Annotated in this window: 14 protein-coding genes; 4 read left to right on the top strand and 10 right to left on the bottom strand. The window is 37.2% G+C overall.

What is annotated here, in order from left to right; translation table 11 throughout:
- Positions 1 to 405 precede the first annotated feature (405 nt).
- Both M2265_RS23585 and M2265_RS23580 read left to right on the top strand, forming a co-directional pair.
- Positions 406 to 3,522: a SusC/RagA family TonB-linked outer membrane protein gene (locus tag M2265_RS23585; protein ID WP_132770188.1), complete on the top strand. Its 3,117-nt coding sequence runs from the start codon at positions 406 to 408 to the stop codon at positions 3,520 to 3,522.
- 17 nt (positions 3,523 to 3,539) lie between these two features.
- Positions 3,540 to 5,102, top strand: a complete 1,563-nt coding sequence (locus tag M2265_RS23580; RefSeq protein WP_132770190.1) for a RagB/SusD family nutrient uptake outer membrane protein — start codon at positions 3,540 to 3,542, stop codon at positions 5,100 to 5,102.
- A gap of 260 nt (positions 5,103 to 5,362) precedes the next feature.
- Here M2265_RS23580 and M2265_RS23575 read toward each other — a convergent pair whose 3' ends face one another.
- Positions 5,363 to 8,278, bottom strand: coding sequence for a glycoside hydrolase family 2 TIM barrel-domain containing protein (locus M2265_RS23575; protein ID WP_207902425.1), 2,916 nt, complete (start codon positions 8,276 to 8,278; stop codon positions 5,363 to 5,365).
- 242 nt (positions 8,279 to 8,520) lie between these two features.
- Between M2265_RS23575 and M2265_RS23570 the strand changes: the two genes are divergently transcribed.
- Positions 8,521 to 8,691, top strand: a complete 171-nt coding sequence (locus M2265_RS23570; RefSeq protein ID WP_165905891.1) for a hypothetical protein — start codon at positions 8,521 to 8,523, stop codon at positions 8,689 to 8,691.
- A gap of 67 nt (positions 8,692 to 8,758) precedes the next feature.
- Here the strand turns inward: M2265_RS23570 and M2265_RS23565 are convergent, their stop codons facing one another.
- The 5 genes from M2265_RS23565 to M2265_RS23545 all read right to left on the bottom strand — a co-directional run bounded on the left by M2265_RS23565 (position 8,759) and on the right by M2265_RS23545 (position 13,881).
- Complete coding sequence (locus tag M2265_RS23565; protein WP_132770194.1) at positions 8,759 to 9,520, bottom strand: HpcH/HpaI aldolase family protein; 762 nt, start codon at positions 9,518 to 9,520, stop codon at positions 8,759 to 8,761.
- An 18-nt stretch (positions 9,521 to 9,538) separates the two neighbouring features.
- Positions 9,539 to 10,687 carry a galactonate dehydratase gene (dgoD, locus tag M2265_RS23560; protein ID WP_132770196.1) on the bottom strand — a complete coding sequence of 383 codons (1,149 nt, stop codon included), beginning with the start codon at positions 10,685 to 10,687 and terminating at the stop codon, positions 9,539 to 9,541.
- 3 nt (positions 10,688 to 10,690) lie between these two features.
- Positions 10,691 to 11,479, bottom strand: a complete 789-nt coding sequence (locus M2265_RS23555) for an SDR family NAD(P)-dependent oxidoreductase (protein ID WP_132770198.1) — start codon at positions 11,477 to 11,479, stop codon at positions 10,691 to 10,693.
- Between the two features lie 116 nt (positions 11,480 to 11,595).
- Positions 11,596 to 12,906, bottom strand: coding sequence for a sugar porter family MFS transporter (locus M2265_RS23550; protein ID WP_132770200.1), 1,311 nt, complete (start codon positions 12,904 to 12,906; stop codon positions 11,596 to 11,598).
- A gap of 66 nt (positions 12,907 to 12,972) precedes the next feature.
- Positions 12,973 to 13,881: an AraC family transcriptional regulator gene (locus M2265_RS23545; protein ID WP_132770202.1), complete on the bottom strand. Its 909-nt coding sequence runs from the start codon at positions 13,879 to 13,881 to the stop codon at positions 12,973 to 12,975.
- A gap of 291 nt (positions 13,882 to 14,172) precedes the next feature.
- Between M2265_RS23545 and M2265_RS23540 the strand changes: the two genes are divergently transcribed.
- Positions 14,173 to 15,084: an AraC family transcriptional regulator gene (locus M2265_RS23540; RefSeq protein ID WP_132770204.1), complete on the top strand. Its 912-nt coding sequence runs from the start codon at positions 14,173 to 14,175 to the stop codon at positions 15,082 to 15,084.
- A 71-nt stretch (positions 15,085 to 15,155) separates the two neighbouring features.
- Here the strand turns inward: M2265_RS23540 and M2265_RS23535 are convergent, their stop codons facing one another.
- From M2265_RS23535 to M2265_RS23520, 4 genes are all read right to left on the bottom strand, one after another.
- Entirely contained in the window at positions 15,156 to 15,995 is an 840-nt protein-coding gene (locus M2265_RS23535; protein ID WP_132770206.1) for an SMP-30/gluconolactonase/LRE family protein, read from the bottom strand.
- A 179-nt stretch (positions 15,996 to 16,174) separates the two neighbouring features.
- On the bottom strand, positions 16,175 to 16,963 hold the full coding sequence (locus M2265_RS23530) for an SDR family NAD(P)-dependent oxidoreductase (protein ID WP_132770208.1): 789 nt from the start codon (positions 16,961 to 16,963) through the stop codon (positions 16,175 to 16,177).
- Between the two features lie 8 nt (positions 16,964 to 16,971).
- Positions 16,972 to 18,138 (bottom strand): mandelate racemase/muconate lactonizing enzyme family protein, encoded by a 1,167-nt coding sequence (locus M2265_RS23525; RefSeq protein WP_132770210.1) that lies wholly within the window; start codon positions 18,136 to 18,138, stop codon positions 16,972 to 16,974.
- A 158-nt stretch (positions 18,139 to 18,296) separates the two neighbouring features.
- Complete coding sequence (locus M2265_RS23520; RefSeq protein ID WP_132770212.1) at positions 18,297 to 21,197, bottom strand: glycoside hydrolase family 2 protein; 2,901 nt, start codon at positions 21,195 to 21,197, stop codon at positions 18,297 to 18,299.
- Positions 21,198 to 21,206: the final 9 nt, after the last annotated feature.

Here is a 21,206-nt window from a genome sequence, read left to right as displayed (position 1 = left end):
TATTATCACTTAATATCTTAAATCGAAAAGATTAATTAGACAAAAACTCCAATTATTATCAAAGGAACTTCATAAAAATATATGACCTAGTAAAACAGCCTACTTTACATAAAGTTATTTACCCTATAATGACACTATATTACCCTTATGCGATTGGCAAGTTTTACCATATCCCATAATTAAGTTAAAATAGTTTTAATACATGTCAGAAAAGTTTTGGTTATTCTTTTTTTCTCATACTAGTTTTACAGTTCAATATAAATCACGACTATCACGATCAATAAATTTTGACACTAAACAGAAATGTGGATGATATTACGTAGGTAATTTTCATATAATATCATTGCTTATTTAAACAAACGATTGTAAACAATATCCTCAAAACAATAAACTAAAATTAAACCTATGAAAAGAAAGCTAAACGTTAACATTACGGGAAGCATGACTGCATTTGTGCTTTTGTTTGGGACTGTCCCGATAGCAAAAGCAAGCTCATTACATTATGCGCTAATAAATGCACAGCAAACCTCTCAAAACCAACAAATAAAAGGAAAAGTTACTGATGAATCAGGCAAACCTTTAGTTGGAGTAACCATAAAAGTAAAAGGAACGTCAATTGGAACTAAAACCGATTCAGAAGGTAATTTCAACCTGAATGCTACAACCAATCAAACATTGGTTATCACATATGTCGGTTATATTTCAAAAGAAGTTCCTATCGGTACAAACCCTGCTAACCTTACTATTACACTCGACACGGAGGTTAATATGCTGGAGGAAACTGTAGTAGTTGGATTCGGTACACAAAAGAAAGCTACATTAACTGGTGCCGTCAGTGTAATGAAATCTGATGCAATATCCAACAGACCCATTACAAATGCAACCCAAGCACTTTCTGGACAGGTACCAGGTGTATGGGTAAACCAACAGTCTGGACAACCGGGTCGTGATGGCGCTAGCATCCGAGTAAGAGGAATCGGTACTATAGGAACAAGTGATGCACTGGTTATCATTGATGGTATAGTAGGATCACTGGGAGCAGTAAATGCAAATGATATTGAGTCTATTTCAGTTCTTAAGGATGCTTCTGCTGCTATTTATGGTTCTCGAGCTGCTAATGGAGTTATACTTGTACAAACGAAGAAAGGTGCTAAAGGCAGAGTTAAAATCGATTTCACTACATCTTTTGGAAAACAGACTGCAACTAAACTTCCTGAGATGATTACAAATTCGGTAGATTATATGAACTTATATAATCAGGCACTTATAAATCAAGGAAGTCCAACATTTTTTAGTAAAGAAACGATTAACGAATACCAAAATGGTAAAGACCCCAATATTTATCCCAACACAGATTGGTTAGATCTGATCATGCGTAATGCTAGCATTCAGACCAATCAATTAGGTATATCTGGCGGGGAAGGAAATACCCAATTTAACTTATCACTGGGTTATACCAATCAGGATGGAATTGTGCAAAATGGAAATGCAAAACTCTACAATCTCAGAGCCAACGTAGATACTAAAGTCAATGATAAATTAGATGTAGGTTTACGATCTGGTATTCGTTACCAAAACAGAAAAGAATCCTTTAATGGTTCAGGTAATTTATTTACGGAACTCTATCGTACACTTCCTTACTATGGAACCTACACCTCAAATGGTGAATATGCTTCTACATGGGTTAATTCAGTCAATGCTCAATTCCGAAATCCACTCGCTATGGTTAATGAAGGAAAGAACCACAGTGCATATGGAAACTTTAATACCAATGTATTTTTAAATTATAAAATACTTGATGGATTAAAGTTTAATATTACAGGAGGGGTAAATTATTCAACAAATGATAATCAGACTTTTGTTCCCAAAACTCTTGTCTATAACCCAAAAACATTAACTGTCACTTCAACAATGAATGCCTCAGGCCCTAATGCGAGCAATAACTGGGATAAGACTCTATATAAAACACTTTTTAGTAGTTTGACTTACAACAAAATCATTGCAGAAAATCATGATTTTACGATAGCGGGAATATACAGTCAAGAGGAAGAAGAATACCGGACTTTATCGGGATCGATAATGGGATTCGTCAACAATACATTAACTGAAATAAATGCCGGGCTTACTACACCACTAACAAATGGAACGACATATGGTTGGGCACTTCGCTCCTATATAGGGCGCTTTAATTATGCATATAAAGAGAAATACTTACTTGAAGGTATTGCACGATACGATGGTTCTTCACGATTCTCTCCAGAAAACAGATGGGGATTCTTTCCATCTATATCTGCCGGATGGAGAATTACACAAGAAGATTTCATGAAAAATCAGACATTGATTGACGAATTAAAGATTCGCGCCTCATGGGGTAAATCTGGCAATGATCGTATGGGGTTCAATGACCAACGAGATTTGTATGCGTATATTCCAACACTTGCTTTTGCTAGATTTTATCCCTTAAGTGACAATATCGCAACAGGAATTGCACAGATGTCCATCGTTGATGAAAATATTAAATGGGAGGTTGGTACAAAAACAAATATTGGATTTGATGCCACTTTATTAAAAAGAAAATTGAATGTGACATTTGACTACTTTGAGGATAAACGCGAGGGTATTTTACGTCAGATCCAACTTCCAAATTTCATAGGAATACGAAATGCCCCTTTCAGAAATTTAGCAACTGTAAGCAACAAGGGATGGGAATTATCTTCTAACTATACTCATAAAATTGGAGAAGTGGATATTAATGCTGGCTTTAATCTGACCCATGTAAAAAATAAGATAGACTACATACCTGATCCACAAATCGGACGAAACGCATTATTACAAGGAGAAGCTATTAATGCATTCTATATGTGGAAGTCTTTAGGTATATTCCAATCGCAGGAAGAAGTAGATTCCAGCCCGAAGCAAAATGCTGTCCCTACTAAACCTGGTGATATTAAATTTGAAGATTTCAGTGGTCCTGAGGGAAAACCTGATGGTATCATCGATGCTCATGACCGACAAGTTGTCGGCAAACCAATACCAACCTGGACGTATGGGGCTAATATTAACGTGAGTTATAAAGGAGTAGATCTGCGCATTAATTTACAAGGTGTTGCAGATGTTGAATCATATGTTGGTAGTGAATTATATTTTCCTTTCCTAAATGGTGCAGGAGTATCAAAAAGATGGGAAGCTGGCAATACATGGACACCAGAAAATCCCAATGCAAAACTACCAAGATTAGTACAATATAGTGCATCCAACAGTCAAAATTATGCAGATAACAGCTTTTGGCTTCAAGACGCCTCGTTTTTAAGAGTTAAGAATATACAATTAGGTTATTCGTTGCCTAGCAGTCTACTTTCTAAACTCAAAATGGGCGGGATTAGAGTGTATATTGATGCACAGAATGTTTTCACGTTCACCAAGTTTGAAGGGCTTGATCCCGAACGAGACTTAGCAAATATGTCTCCTGCACAATATCCAAATGTTAGGATGATTACAGGAGGTATAAATCTAAAATTTTAATCTAAAAAAAGCTTATCATGAACACTAAAAAATATATCTCAATGAGTATAGCTGCTTTAGCTATTCTAACAACGTCGTGCCAAAAAGATTTCCTAAACAAACTCCCGCAGGATTCCATTTCACCAGAAGTCTTTTGGAAAACAGAAGAAGATGCTAAAGCTGCAAACATTGGTTGTTATTCTGCACTTTGGGATGTCACGACAGAAGTATTGCCCTATCTAGATGTACTAACTCCTAACGCATATAGCAATTATCCATGGGAAGGATGGAAAAATATCTCTCTGAGTGCACAGACACCCAATGATCTAGGAGGGATGGGAAATATGTATAATGGTGCTTACGGAGGTATCTCGGCAACAAACAACTTTCTAGCAAATATCGATAAAGTTCAAATGGACGAAGGTCGAAAAGCTACGATGAAAGGAGAAGCATATTTTTTAAGAGCTTATTATTACTCCATTCTTGTTAATTATTGGGGGGGAGTTGTTATGATTTTGGACAACCCTAATCTTGAGCAGATGAATGCAAAAAAAAGCACAAAAGAAGAAGTGTATGCACAGATTGAAAAAGATTTAACGGCAGCAACAGAGATGCTTCCAAATGAAGCTAGTGAAAAAGGTCGTGTCACAAAAGGTTCCGCATATGGTCTTCTGACTCGTATTTACCTTTACCAAGAAAAGTGGGGAAAATCGGCTCAATCAGCATCTCAAGTTATGAAAATGGGTTACACTTTATTTCCGAATTATCGTAGCCTATTTTTAGAAGCAAATGAGAATAACAGCGAAGTAATCTTTGACATCCAATTTTTGCAACCAAGATTTCCAACGAGCTGGGACATTTATTTAGGTATATATGCTCCAACAAATTCGCCAGGATGGAGTTCAATAGAACCTACACAAGATCTGATAGATGAATACGAAATGAAAGATGGGAGTAAATACACAACTACCAATCCAATTGCTGATCCCAAAGATCCTAACAATAATAGAGATCCAAGACTTGATCAGACGATTTTCAGAAAAGGAGTACTTTACAACTCCGTTCCTTATCCTGTAACAGCTGATGGTTGGCCTGGAGTATATACAGGTTATAGTTATAAAAAATACACTGTATACGATAATAATACAAACCTTAGCAATGCAATAGGTGGAACCGGTCTTTCACAAATTAATGGAATTGTGATTAGGTACGCAGATGTTCTACTGATGTATGCAGAAGCACTCAATGAAATTTCGGGTCCAACCAATGATGTATACACAGCGATCAATCAAGTACGAGCTAGGCCTACGGTCAATATGCCTGCTATTCCATCTGGTCTCTCTAAAGAACAGATGCGTGAACGAATCAGACATGAAAGAAGAATTGAATTTGCTGGTGAAGGTCTTTACTATTCAGATATTCGAAGATGGAAAATTGCCGAGGAGATACTAAATAAATCAATCGTATTAAATGGTGGACAAACCAAAGGATCAATTGAAAAGAGAATATTCAGAAAAGAGAAAGACTATTTGATGCCTTTCCCTCAAAAAGATATAGACAATGCTCCAAACATGAAAGATCAACAGAATCCAGGGTATTAAAACCTTGGAGTAATTAGATATCTATATCTCCCCTACTAATTCCTTAAATATGAAGAAAGCACAGTTACAATTGCAGCTGTGCTTTCTTCATTATCATAAAACCCCATTCTCTACTCATTTAAAGGAGCTGAAGATTTATAATAGTACTGGCAAAGACCATAAACCAAGTCAGTAATTATCATGATTTTTCTAGCCAACCTCTAATTATTTAAATCCAATAAATATAAGTTAACTAAAAAGACACCTTATATTTTAATTTTTTACTTCAACTGTAAAAACACTGTTCCTGAATATTTCTTGGTTTTATTGCGAGTACCTTGATAATTACCCCAACTAATCGTCCAATAATCCCATTTATCACTCACGAGCAATTGCTGGCCACCATCTTTATTAACATTCATTTTTGCAGCTTGCTTACCATCACTAATTACATTTAATGCACCCCTATCTCCTAACACGGTATAACTATAAATATTTTCTTTCTTAGCTCGATAAATTCCCGATGCTGACATTTCAGCTTTGTACAATACCGCAGGATCTTTTTTAGTAAGAAAATAGTCCGACATCGAATGAGATACTTCAAAATTTGGTTTGATACCAAAAGATTCAGTGCTGTTATACACTTTTTTAGCCGTGCCCTTTAAAGCTGACATATGTTCCTCAGGATAAGTTGTCCAATAACCCTTGCGATCCCAGCTTATTTTATCCAGATCAGAAGCTACAGGCACACCTACCCCTATATCCCAGGTATAGGCAGGAATACTGTCCGCGCTGTATGATATTTTAATTTGCCCGTTAGGATATAAAGAGGTAACCATCTCAACCGGATACTTATCCACTTCACCTTTGCTACGGATTACAAATACCTTTTTATTCAATTGATCAAAACTAAAGTTAGCAACACGATAATCACCCGATAATATGGCATCTGTATTTTTGAGTACACCAGCATCTTTAGGTCTATTCACCACTAGAAGCGGATTTCCTGTAATTACAGCTACATCCTTTACGGATCCCTGATCAATAGCTCCTGTTTTCTTATTGATTTTAAAAGTAAAATCGCCAGATTTTAGTGTGAACTGACCACTTTCATCAGCCACTGTCCAGACACCTGTTGATACGATTGCAGGGGCTTTATGTTCACCCTCCATAATGATCAACTCTTCATCAATCAATACACCTGTTTTGTCTTTAAACTGAATCTTTACGGATGAAGTAGAAGTCGAGATCGGAACAATCATTTGACCTTTAGCATGGGGCGCCACGTCTGGCATAGCAATAGCAACTTCTTTACCATTAATGAAAGCTGTTGCTTTGATACTTTGCAAATTAGTATGATCATAGCGATTATGAATTGGTAAAATGATATTAGTTGTTGTTTTTTTAACATCGTCTACCAGCACTCTTATAGGTGAGTATGCTTTTTTAGTATTCCAGAATTCTGTTTTCTTCCTTCTCCACACATCAACAATTCCCCAAGGACCGTAACCCGTCATACCATCTTTCATTGTAAAAGTTTCATCAATCATTCCCCAGATAGCACCGCCAAGATAGCCTTTCACATCAAAACGATAGGTCCAGGTAGAGTCCATACTCACTCCCCAAAAATCCCTCACATTAGGATCATAAGTGCTCAAATCGGTATTATAACAGTTCACATGTACCCACTCATCGCCAATAATCGGCAAATCCCCTTTCATGTTTTTCTCGTACTTGCCTAGATCGCTATATTTACCATTATATGCCGGGTAGTGCGATACCAGAATGTCAAAATTTCTTTTCCCTTGATCCAAAGCAGTAGCAGGGAAAGACCAAGAAACGGATCTGCTCTTATCCACAGATTTTACAAACTCATACGATTTTTGAAAATTAGTACCCCAATTACTTTCATTCCCGATAGACCACATCACAATAGAAGCATGGTTTCTGTCCCGATCTATCATCTCACTTAACTGACTAAGGTAACGATCCGTATAAGCTGAATCACTCTGTGTCTCAAATTTATTGTAAGGTACCACTCGCCAATCCAACACAAAACAAACCGCAGTTTCTTCCTGTACATAGATGCCATATCGATCACAGAACTCAAGAAAGTCTTCAGTTGGAGGATAATGTGAAGTACGGATAAAATTCATATTCGATTCTTTGGTCAGTACAGCATCCACACTATCCTGTGCCCGATTGGTACTACGCCCAAGTGTAGGATGCATATCGTGTCGACAAGCCCCCCGTAGCTTTACAGTTTTGCCGTTCACCAACATTTCATTGTCTTTATTAATTTCGATACTCCGAAAACCAACCAACTGTTCGATCGTTTGTTGGATCTTACCATTTTTTATGACACTTAAAATCATTTTATATAAAAAAGGAGACTCCGCTGTCCAAGAACTTACTTTTGGGACAGCAATACTGTCTTTCCAGATATCACCGATAGCTTTTAAAGATCTCGGTTTTGCCCAAACTTTTTTTCCAGAAGGATCAATTAACTCATAATGTGCCGTTAAGTCTTTACTTTGAGGTAACTCCATCTGTATACTTAATGTTCCATCCGTATAATTATTAGTAAGCCATGATTTAGCGTATAAATATTGAACAGGACTTTCTGGTAAGATAACGTAATCAACTTTTCGCGTGATCCCGCCTATAGTATGATGTGCATAACCAGAGGCATAAGAAATATCATCCGCACGATCCGTGACTTCCACATGCAACCAGTTGTCCTGACCAGGTTTGATAAACTTCGTTATATCCACATCCCACGCGGTAAACCCACCAAAATGCTCACGTACGAGGTTCCCATTAAAATAAACCTTTGCATGATTAAATACACCGTTGAAACGCACAGCATGACGTTTACCTTTAGTATTTTCGGTGATGTTTATTTTTTTACGGTATACAAAGGCGGTGTCATGCTTTATTTTAAACCCTTGCATCATGGCCTCACCTGGCACCATAATTTTATTCCAGTTGGCTGAAGCAGTCTTATCAGAAATTGACGTAGCAGATGGGGTAAGATTAATTTCCCATTCGCCATCCAGACTTTTCACGGGACTAGCTATACCTTCTACCCGAGTAGGTTTAGGTGGTAAATGCTGTCGGCCACCTGCCATAAAGTTTTGGGCAACCACATGAGAAGCAAAAAATATCATTAAAATGAATACTGACCAATTTTTCACAATTTGCATTTTTAAGAAGATTATAATTTAAAAAACTTATAACTGCAAGATATATCAATCCAAGACCTGATTCTAAAACAATATTGATCATTAAGTAAACTATCCTACCTCCTAATAACAAATTAAAGTAGTGAATTTTTGCCTATCCTAAAAACTAAGCCTAATTGGAATTCTCAATGCCACATAAACAACACCAAGACTCATGTCAGCAGACCTTGGTATTTTTTTAATATAAAGGCATTTTGCAAGGCGTAGATCCAACATTTTATCAATACTATTATAATTACACCAATATCAAACAGGGCAATTCAGAAGAGGAAGTTCTTTTGAACAAAGGAAATATCACCGGAGGAGTAGGTATCTTGGGAACAGCAGTAGAACAAATTATTTACGTCGATGAACCCATACAATAAATCTTTAAATAAAAAACGAATCTCCTTTACTGTAGCACGTAGCTCATGGTAAAGGAGATTCATATAGCTATCCCTTCATGCTTGTCAGCTCTTGTAAAATCGCTTTCGAAGCTTCTTGAATAATACCTACATCTACCGAATAAGAAATATAATTGACACCTAATTGTATCCAAGATTTAGCATCTTTCAAGTTATCCGTAAATACACCGGTTGCTAATCCCTTTGTCCGACATTTATCAATAATAACTTGCATCTTTTCCAGTACCAAAGGATGGTTGATCTGACCGCTCACACCCAAAGCCTGCGATAGATCATAGGGACCTATAAAAATTACATCAACACCTTCCACTTCAATAATTTCATCCACATTTTGAATAGCCTCAGCCCCTTCCAGTTGTAAAATCAAATAGTTATCATTTGCCGATTTAAAGTACTCAAATCGGTCTGTATTGGAATACGCGGCAGCACGTACAAAACGGCAAACCCCACGCATTCCTAAAGGTGCAAATTTAGCATACTGAACGGCCTGCTGTGCCTCAGAAGCATTCGTAATCTGTGGAACTTGCACCCCCTTAGCACCAATATCGAGCGCTTTTCCAATTTCCGTTGGGCCATTTTCTGCAACTCTAATAATTGGAAAAGTATTTGAGATCTCAGCCGCTCGAACCAAATTTTGTGCATTTAAAACATCATTAGGACCATGTTCCAAATCAATGATTATAAAATCAAAACCCGCATATCCCATCGCTTCGATCATCCCCGCATCCGAGGTCTTAGAAAATGGTCCGATCACCACTTCCTTATTTTTCAATTTAATTTCAAAACTCATTATCTTAATCTTAGTAAACTACCATTCAGCTATTGAACCGTCTTCATTTCTCCATATGGGATTATGCCAGTCATGACCAATCAAGCTCATCTTTTTAACATAATCTTCATCAACGGTAATACCCAAACCAGGGCCATCTGGAATCTTCACCATCCCCTTTTCATAAGAAAAAACTTCACTATTGGTAATGTAGTCCAGTAGATCATTTGAAGAGTTATAATGAATGCCCAGACTCTGCTCCTGAATCGCGGCATTATGAGCAACAGCATCCAATTGCAAACACGCCGCAAGTGCTATTGGTCCAAGAGGACAATGAGGAGCTATTGCTACATCATAAGCCTCAGCCATGGAAGCAATTTTCCGACATTCCGTAATGCCTCCAGCATGAGAAAGATCTGGTTGAATAATATCAACAGCGCGACTCTCCAATACTTTCTTAAAATCCCAGCGTGAAAATAAGCGCTCTCCCAATGCAATAGGAATATGAGTCAATTTTGCCAACTGCTCGATACCTTCCATATTTTCAGAAAGCAGTGGCTCTTCAATAAATATAGGATTGTACTCTTCCAATTTTTTAACCAATATCTTAGCCATAGGTTTGTGTACCCGACCATGAAAATCAATTCCGACATTGATCTGATTGCCAAAGTGCGCTCTTATCAAAGCCATCCGCTCTAAAAGCGCATCGATTTCACCAAAAGAATCTAGATACCGCATTCTATTGGTGCCATTTATTTTTATCGTTCGAAAACCGAGATCAACCACCTTTTGAATTTCCTCCAAAATAACCTTTGGTTCGTCGCCACCTACCCATGAGTAAACTTCAATCTCGGTACGGCATTTCCCTCCAAGTAATTCATAAATTGGTGCATTAAAAAATTTACCTTTAATATCCCAAAGTGCTTGATCTATGCCTGCTATTGCACTCATGAGAATAGGTCCCCCACGGTAAAACCCACCTCGATACATCATATTCCAGTGGTCTTCAATATCCATCGGATTTTTACCGATAAGTGTATCCATAAGCTCACGCACTGCGGCACTTACAGTATCTGCCTTACCTTCTAAAACAGGTTCACCCCAACCAATTATACCTTCGTCAGTGACAATTTTTAAGAACAACCATCTCGGCGGTACTTTAAAAAGCTCATATGCAATTATTTTCATACCTTAAAATTTATCCGCATGATAAAGACCAGCAGTCAATCCTCCATCAACCATAAATTCACCACCTGTTATATTAGAACTTGCTTCACCAGCTAAAAACGCAACCATATGAGCAATATCTAATGGTGTCGAAATTTTACCAGTTGCATGCAATTTCACAACATCAGCCTCGACTTGTGATGGATTATCCTTATCAGCCAACCAGTTTTGATAGTGGTATGTATCCGTAAACCCTGGACATACACAGTTAACCCTGATTCCATATTTCCCGAGACTTAACGCCATACTTCTTGTCATGGCATTGACCCCGCCTTTAGCTGCTGCATACATTTCTGTATCGGGCAAAGTTCTGAAAGCATGATTAGAAGATATGTTAATAATTGATCCATGGCTAGCGTGCTTTATCATACTCTGGGCAACATACTTAGTACACAAAAATACACCTCTCAAATCCGTATTAATAACACGATCCCAGTCCTCTATTGTAGCCTCCAAAATTGATTTAAACAACGTAATACCCGCATTGTTGACCAATATATCGATCGATCCAAAAAATTGTTCTGTCTTTGCAATCATATTGATCACACTCTCTTCAGAACAAACATCAGTTTGTACAGCATAAGCCTGATAACCTTTATCAGTCAGTTTTTTTTGTAGATCTTCACCTTCCTGATTGTTAATGGTAGCGATGACGACTTTAGCACCACATGCAGCGAAGTATGTTGCAATACCCTCTCCAATACCTTTCCCTGCCCCCGTGACGATGACGACTTTATCTTTTACTTCGTTCATTAAAATAATGTGTGCTTTGTTTATTAAAATTTATATAATTCTTTAGCGTCTGAAGGCTAAATACATTTTCAACTCATGGAGTTTAAATTTTCACCAATTAAAACATCTCAATGATGTTAGACCCGATTATTTTTAGTTTCTGGCACATAAAGCCACAGGAATAAGAAATAGATCGCACATAAACCACCAAATATGGTAAATGTCTGAAATGTGGTCAATGTGGCAATCATGACTGGAAAAGCATAAGTAATTCCGAAACATGCAACCCACAAAAAGGCAGAAGCAATGGACATGGCCTGTTCTCTTATTCTTAATGGAAAAATTTCAGCAATAATAACCCAGGTAACCGGTGCCAATGTCGCCGCATATGTTCCTATAAAAAGAAGAACAAGTACACTTACAAATTTTTGAGGAATGAAATCACCTTGGAAAGAAAGCCCGATCAAGAGCAATAAAATTGCCATGGTACCTGCACCTATCATCATCAGTTTTTTTCGTCCAACTTTATCGACTGTTCGAATAGCAACCAATGTGAACAACAGATTGACCGAACCAATCAAAATCTGTATTAACAATTGATTTTCAACGTTCATACCAACTTTTTCAAAAATAATTGGTGCATAAAACAAGACCGCATTAGCGCCCGATATTTGCTGAAAAACAGCGATTACGATAGCTATCAGTAACAAAAAAGAATGTGGCTTTTGAAAGATGGAGCGATAGATCGCGCCGATAGAATCTTTTCCCTTCGTATTTTGACTCTGTAAATATTCCAGCTCATTAACCAATTCCTTCTCATCTACGGTATTTTCAAGAATACGTTTACCTTCGGCAAGTCTACCCTTATAAATCAGCCATTTTGGACTCTCCGGAAAGAAAAATGATGCGATCAAAAAAGCGGTTGCAGGAATTGCACCACTTATAAACATCCATCGCCAATTCCCTTCTATTCCTGAAAGAAAATAATTGGACAGATATGCCAACAAAATTCCAATTACAATAGCCATCTGATTTAAGGAAACCATTTTACCCCGGATCTTCTGCGGACTTATTTCCGCAATATAAAGTGGTGACAGAATAGAAGCTCCGCCGACACTAAACCCCGCCACAATACGCCAAAAGATAATACTATCAATGGTATTGGCTATTCCCATGAAAATAGATGATACAATAAAAATGAGGGATACTAGAATTAAAGAAGGCTTTCTTCCTAATCGCTGTGCGATTCTTCCAAAGGCCATAGCCCCAAAGATACAACCAACGTACAAACAACTTGCCACCCAGCCCAACTGATCAGGTTCAAGGTTAAAATGTGGCACAATAAAAGGTATAGTCCCCGAAAAGATGGCAATATCAAAGCCAAACAGCAGGCCTCCTAAAGAGGCAATCAAACTATATAATAATACCTTACTTTCTCTAGCATTCATAAACTTGGTTTTAGAATGACTAAATTAGAAAGAGATACAAACTTAAGGATGTATAATTCGTGTGAATTAATGGATTATATTCTCATCCAATTTAACACTGTTACGATAGTGAGAAGGCGATACACCCATATGATCTTTAAAAAGTCTTGAAAAATAATATTGATCCTCAAAACCGAGATCGAATGAAATCTCCGATATCCTGCTATCCGAAAACTGCAACATATAACAGGCTTTCTGTACTTTAAGGTGATTTAGATATTCAATCGGAGAATAACCAGTACGCATTTTAAAGAGCTTTGAAAAATGTGAAACAGAAAGATTACTATTAGCAGCAATATCTTTTAAACTAATTTTTGTGCTAAAATTAGTTTTAAGGTATAAGATGGAGCTATTTATAATATCCCCTTTATTCTCCAGTTGCCAATTACTAGAAATCTCACGATGAAGATATCCACTTAAAAAATAAGGTAAAGTCATCGTTAGACATTCCATAATCTCACGACCATATCCTTTTAAAAGTAATGTGTACATCTTCTCAAAAATAGATTTCATTTCTTCTCCAAAGACAAATGAATTTTTGTTAAGCAAAACATTCTTATATATACCATCCACAATATCTCCGGCATTTCTACCATTAAAATGTATCCAGTAAATTGTCCATGGATTATTATGATCCGCTTGGTAGGTATGTGCAGTATTGGCCGGAATTAAAATATATTCATTCGCCTGGATATGGTATAAGTCGTTGCAAATAGAAACTTCTCCTCTCCCATCCACGCAATGGATCAGAATATGTTGCATACATCCTTCTTCTCGTTGGCGATAATGAAACCTTGCTTTTGGAAAATAACCAATATCTGTAATGTAAAAATTACCAGAAATTTTTTCCAAACTATTCTGTTTAACAACAATTGGGGGAACGACAACGCACACCTCGCCATCAAAGCCATCTTTTTTATTTTCAAATTTCTTCATTTCAAATTTATAAAAGAAAATAATCCATGTAAATGAAAATTTACGCTATCTATTCATGTTAAACCAACATTATCTTTGGTAAAGCAAAACGATTATAAGCATATTACCAAAGGTAACAATAATCCCTAATAAATACACCTTTATAACTAGGGCCCCTATTATGATGAAAATATAGATTTAAGCGCTTCAAAATTGCATATTGAAGATTTGAAAATTATTCATAAAATAGCTTGTACCTCTAGTTTAAATTGTAAAGACATGTTATAACCATCGAAAACAATCCGACTAATTATGACTAAAAAAATTTCTATTTCTGAAGGATTTAAAGGCGAAGAAGCGATAGCATTACCATTGGATATTCTACAAATGCAGAAACTGCTACCAGCTAAAAAAAATCTATTTATTACCCATATTGGCTATTATCCTGAAGCTAGGTATCATCTTAGAAACAGAGATCAGGGATGCAACGAACATATTCTCATCTATTGTTCGGAGGGTATGGGATGGGTAACACATGAAAATAGAACAGTACATTTATCAGCGGATACCTATTACCTTATACCTGCAGGCGAGGCACATAGCTACGGAAGTAGAGATAGCAATCCATGGAGCATCTATTGGTTACATTTCAAAGGAGAAGATAGTGGATTAGTTCAATCCTTAAAAGGTAAACCACTTGCATTAAAAAATACAGGTCCACAGAGTAAAAAACACAGCCTGGATCTTTTTCATAATATTTATGAAAATTTGAAATTTGGTTATCATGCAGAGACATTGGATTATATTAGTTTTACACTTCTTTACTTCTTAGCATCCTTAAAGTATCAAGAGCAATATCTTCGTAATAGTCGTCTGAATAGCGAAAATATCATGAATAAGTGCACTGCAATTATGAAAGAAAATTTAGAAAAAAAGTTAACACTTCAGGAATTATCTACCCTGATAGGTTACTCGTCTTCCCATCTAACAAGTCTTTTTACAGAAAAGATGAATAGCTCACCAATGACCTATTATAATCGAATCCGACTCGAACAAGCATGTCAATATCTAAAATATTCATCCTATAAAATAAAAGAAATCGCTTTTAAGTTAGGGTATTTTGATCCTTATCATTTTTCAAGAAGTTTCAACAAAGAAATGGGTATCACTCCCAAAATTTATCGTCAGCAATATTACATACCGACCGAGCAAATCAATCAATAAGCATTGATTGATAAAACGAAATACAACTTATCACACTTTCATAGAGTATGAGAAGTCGCATTCATTTTTTATTATGAAATTTTATAATGGAACACCGAACCACTATTAGGGTATTTCAAAAGTTGCTGTTCGTCTAGTCCTACTTTTGCCGTTGAAATAAACAAATCCTGATTATTAGGTCCGCCAAAAACACAAGAAGTAACATGGGGTGCATCAACAGATATTCTATCTAAAAGCTTGCCTGTATTTATATCCCAACAGTATACGCCGTACCCTCCCCAATGGGCAACCCACAAGTTTCCATCAGGACCTATACACATACCATCCGGAGAACCGTATTCCGATGGAATTTTAACCAACACATCATAATGAGCAGTTTCATTAGTATCTTTTGTAAAATCATACCGACGTATTTCATTCGTAAAAGTATCAATAAAATAAGTATAGGGTAATTTCCCGCTCCATACAATTCCATTAGGTATAGAGACCGCATCAAGCATGACATGCAGTTTTTGATCTTTATAACAATATAACTTTCCACGCCCAGAAATGGCATCCATATGCATTGTTCCGATCCAAAAATTACCGTCCGGATCCAGACCACCATCGTTTGTTCGGATCTGACCATTCTCGTGTGGAATATCAATAATAGGTTTTACTATATTTGTAGCTTCTTCCCAAGATGCCAACATCCCCTGCATGCCTAAGATAAAACCGTGACGATCATTCAATACAATTTTACTGACATAGTCATCCAAATTCCAGATACTCGTCTGTTCACCACCAAACTTATGTTTATAAATTTGTTTACCTAAGATGTCAACCCAGTAGATACTAGCATTACGCTTATCCCATAAAATACTTTCTCCTAATTGACAGGTTAATTTGACCAATAATTGTGCATTTTTCATTAGAATATAATTATGTTTGAGTTTACTAAACTCAGTTTATCACTTAGATGGTGTTATCTTAAATCCGATTAAACGTAAAAGGATTGGATCAGATGAGTAAAACTACCATCTTATCCAATCCTTTACCATATACTAAAATATCATAAAGATGTATAATCTTATGCATTCCAACCGTTCCCTTAGTCTTGCATCAAAGCACTTCTGCCACCATCAATAAGGTAGGTCGTTCCATTCGCAAACGCTGCATAATCGCTCGATAAAAACACACACCAAGCACCGATTTCCTCAGGGGTTCCTAAACGTTTCACAGGATGAAGCGCAACAGTAGAAGCTCTTGCCTTCTCTGCATCATCGAAAGAATCAAACCATTTTTGATTTCCAGGTGTATCAATAAACCCCGGAGCAATACCTACAGTACGAATATGAGGAGCCCATTCAATGGCCATGGCCTTCACCATAGCCAATAACCCTGCTTTAGCTACATTGTATGGAAAACAACCTTTCATAGAAGAATAAGCATGATTAGATGTCATGATAATAAAAACACCTTGATCAGCTTGATCTAGTAATGGTTTCATTTTTTTTCCCACCTGCCAGTGTGATTCAAGATTAAGATGTTGATTGAGATCCCATTTTTCCTGATCACAGTTTTCAACAGTATCAAATACATTCATTCCTGCATTAGAAACGATTACATCAAGTTTTCCATAAATTTGAAGCAACTCATCTGCGAACAGTTGAATCTCCATAGCCTGGGTTAAATCCACCTGATAATAAATTGCATCATCAGTATAGGCCTTCATCTGTTGTCGATAGTATTGTACCTGCACTCCATCAGCAGGTTGCTCTGCGCATACAATAACGCGAGCTCCGGCTTGAGCAAATCGGATAGAAGTACCAAGTCCAATACCAGATATCCCTCCCGTGACTAATACAGTCTTCCCTTTTAAATCAATTGATAATGCCATCGTAACTATTAAACGTAAAATCCAGGTCTTGGTTCTAATATTCCTGGATGTTTTTCCATTTCCTCTTCTACAAGATCCACTCCTAATCCAGGTCTGTCACTTAATGAAAGTACACCATTTTGAACCATATCCGCAATTGGATGATCGATAACAGTATCTCTCCAAGCAACATCGTTAAACATAAATTCCTGTCTAAAGAAGTTAGGCACAGAAGCACATACATGTGCGCTTGCCAATGTCGACAAAGGTCCATTTGGATTGTGTGGCGCTAATAAAACATTATAGGCCTCCATCATCGTTGCCATACGCTTCATTTCGGATGGTCCTCCACAACGGGTAATATCGGGCATCATAATATCACAGATATTTTTTTCCAAAACAGGTCGGATACCATGTCTTGTATAGTGACGTTCCCCGACACAAATCGATACATTTGAAGGAATCCGTTCACGCATAGCTCGTAAAGTATCTGCGCTTTCCGGACCTGCAGGTTCTTCATACCAGGTAATATCTAATGCTGATAAGCGTTGTGCCATTTTCACAGCAACCCGATAATTCAACATTGCATGTGTCTCGATCATAATATCAAAATCAGGACCAACGGCATCACGAACAGCTTTACTCACATTAAAAGCTAAATCCTGTTGCTCCGAAGTCAAGGTTAAATTAGGAGCAAGATCTTCTCCATATAAATAATTAGTATGTGCAAATGGATCAAATTTAAGACCTGTAAAACCAGCTTCTTTTACTTTAAGCGCTTGTGCGGCATAATCTTCTCCATTATGTCCACCACCAGTAAACCAGTAGTTAGCATAAAGCAAAATATCTTTACGGAAAGCGCCTCCCAACAATTCGTAACAAGGCACACCTAACACTTTAGCTTTTAAATCCAGGAGCGCCATATCTATTCCACTGATGGCACACATACTAGCACCATAGGGACCAACCCAATTGAGATCACGGTAAAGCTTTGTCCATATAAAGTCAGTCCGCATCGGATCTAAACCGATTATACGCTGACCTACATGTTTTGCTGCTTCAAACACCAAAGGACTTCCTGGCCAATTTGTTGCTTCCCCAACACCAGTATGACCTGTATCCGTATAAATTTTTAATAGTGTCCAGTTGTATTTTACTCCCTCTACCAACCAGACCTTTACATCCACTATTTTCATTAGAATATATATTTATGAGTCTATTTTTTCAACGACATCTTAAGCTCGTTACACTCGTTTTAATTTTTAATGGTTCTAAAACGAATCCATATTTATTCATTAAGGCATAAACTTTATAAACGAAAGTTTATGCCTATTTTTCTATTTAAAGTTACGTATTAATCAATCTGTAAGATCATACTTCCTTTTATCACATCACCTTTTTTAAGCGTAATCCGACCATCTGTAAAGGGACTTCCATAAAAGGGCTCAGAACCACTGTTTGTATAATCAGCAACTAACCATTGAATATGTTCATCCTGTTTCCATGTACGGGAAGCTTGCTTGCCTGTAGCTAATAGATTCACCTGTTTACGATCAGCAGTCTTTAAAGAAGCAGTCACCACTCTAGCCTTTGTAGACCTAAAATCATTTGATCCCATCGTATTTGCATCATCCTTCCAAGCTTTCGCAACCGGCTCACCATGCGCTTCAACCTCATATACGTTGTTCGCATTTAACTTCGCTACACCATGATTTCTACCTATGTGCGTTTCGGGATAATAAGAGAAATCTCCTTTTCTAGACCATTTAAGTTCATCATAGTGTAAAGGCAGTTCTAACATTAAACCATACTGATAAACAGAAACTTCAGCAGCCTGATAATTCATTTCATAGTTTGTTTTAAACAGACCTTCTTTTGTAAAAATGAACTGTTGCTTACCTGTACCTTGTTGATACGTCAGATTCAAATCGACAACGATACTATCTTTATCATCCCGAGCCTGTACCTGTGTAGCAAACAAAGTGTACTGTTCATAATGCTTGATCGGGTATATATTATTTTGATACGTCTCCCCTGCTACATTTGGTTTTCCACCATCCTCAGCATTTGCAGCGATAATCGCCACAGATGGTCCTTTGGAAAGGACTTGTTCACCAGAAGTTCTAGCAGCAGTCATTAATCCATAAGTTTTGCTGATGGTATACACAACATCTCCTTGGGTAATATAAACAAATGCCGAATCCTGTTTCAAAGCTAACGCTTTAGGTGTTCCATTTACTGTTACTGCTTTTGGCGTTTCAAAAATCTCATGTTCAACCTCAAAACCACGAGCATCATTGACAATAATTTCAACCTTATTGAATACACCCGAAGCATTTGGGACAACAAGTTTACCTGCTGAACGAGCTTGCAGATTAGAAGTTACCGGAATTAATTTACCATCAACCATCACTTTTATTTCCACATCTTTTAATGAACGGAAATCATAACGATTTTCAACATCGAAGGTGATATTATTGGAATTACTTTTCAAATTAGAAATACGCACTGGAGAATAGGCTTTTTTCATCCCGAAATATTCTGGTTTTTCTCTTCTCCAGCCATCAATTGGTCCCCAAGGTCCATAACCTACAATTCGTCCATCCGGCATATGGAAAGTATCATCAATACCACTCCAAATTGCTCCGCCTAAATTACCTTTATGAACATACATCGAGTCAAAATAAGTAACCATTGGTGCATTAAATGCATCTCTTACCCCTGGATCAGTCAATAATTCTCTTCTATTATAATCCGATAAATGGGCGTATTCACCAAACAAAGTAGGTCTGCTCATTGTATCTGTAGCCCCTGGACCATTAATTCCGGGATAGTGATAATTAGCAATATCAGCTTTACTACCAGCATTGTTAAAACTTCCCCAAGTTTGATCATGAAATACAGTAGGTCGGGTTTTATCCAACGCTTTTACGGTCTTGTTTACCTCAGCCCATAAATCACTCCACCTAGACTCATTACCCAATGACCAGAAGATGATCGATGGATGCTTTCTATTGCTCACGACATTATCCATATTTGCACGTAGCATTGTAGGCAAAAATTTCGGATCTTGATAATTCCAATGACGCCAGATAGGTGAAGCGTGGTGCTGTATCCAGTTTAGAGCCGATTCACTTTCTACATACAAGCCCAGTTCATCTGCCGCATTTAAAAACTCTTCCGAAGGTGGGTAGTGGGAAGTACGGATATAGTTTAGATTACCCGCTAAAAATACTTCAACATCTTTTCTATCCAAAACTGGATCAGATGCTCTACCCATTAACGGATGTACAGCATGACGGTTTACCCCTTTCAACTTAACCGGACGACCATTAACCAAAAGTTCATTACCTCGAATCTTAATGTCACGGAAACCAACTTTTTGTACATTCGATTGTACCACTTGAGTTCCATTCAACAATGAAGTAGTCAATTCATACAAATACGGACTTTCAGCAGTCCAATGCTTAGGCTTTGATACCTGAATATCCAGATCAAACGGTATTGTCTGATTTCCTGTCGCCGATTTTTTAGCTGTTTTCTTTTCAAAAACAGTCTTACCACTTTTATCTTTTAGCGTATATTGAATAGCTAGATCTTGATTTCCGGATGTGTTATTAGCCACAAGTGCCTGCAAATGAAGTTTAGCATCTTGATATTTAGGATCAAATTTAACCTCCACATCTAAATCAGCAACATGAGTCTCAGGAAGCGCAAATAAAGTCACTTTCCTCAAAATACCGCCAACCGTATGCGCTGCGTACTGGGATACACACGAAAGAATATCACTGATCGTATTGGCACGTACCTCAACAGTCAAGACGTTAGTACCAGACTTCACTGCTTTCGTAACATCCATTTCAAAAGCAACAAAACCTCCTTCATGTTCTCCTATATATTGCCCATTCATTTTCACCACAGCATTTGAACTAACAGCATCAAATTTTAGAGCAATACGTTTACCTTTCCAAGATTCGGGAATAGAAATCTGTTTTTCATAAACCGCTTTTTCACCCGCTTTAACCTCATATCCTTGCATTTCCCATTCACCAGGAACTTTTATAGTCGCAGGTTTCCCATTTTCAACCCGAAAGGACCATACTCCATTTAATGAGATCTGCGGTTGATCGATACCTTCCACCTTCGCAGGTAAAGGAGAAAGTATTTTTATGTTAGCACTTTGCTGCGCTAGACCCAAGTGTCCAAACCCCAGTAGCAGTACAACCATTACTGCGTTAATCTTTTTTATATTCATCGGAATAAC

This window comes from Sphingobacterium kitahiroshimense, from assembly GCF_025961315.1.
GTDB classification, from domain to species: domain Bacteria; phylum Bacteroidota; class Bacteroidia; order Sphingobacteriales; family Sphingobacteriaceae; genus Sphingobacterium; species Sphingobacterium anhuiense.
The sequence above is the reverse complement of the archived record's forward strand: the minus strand, read 5'-3'. Positions and strand labels throughout refer to the sequence as shown.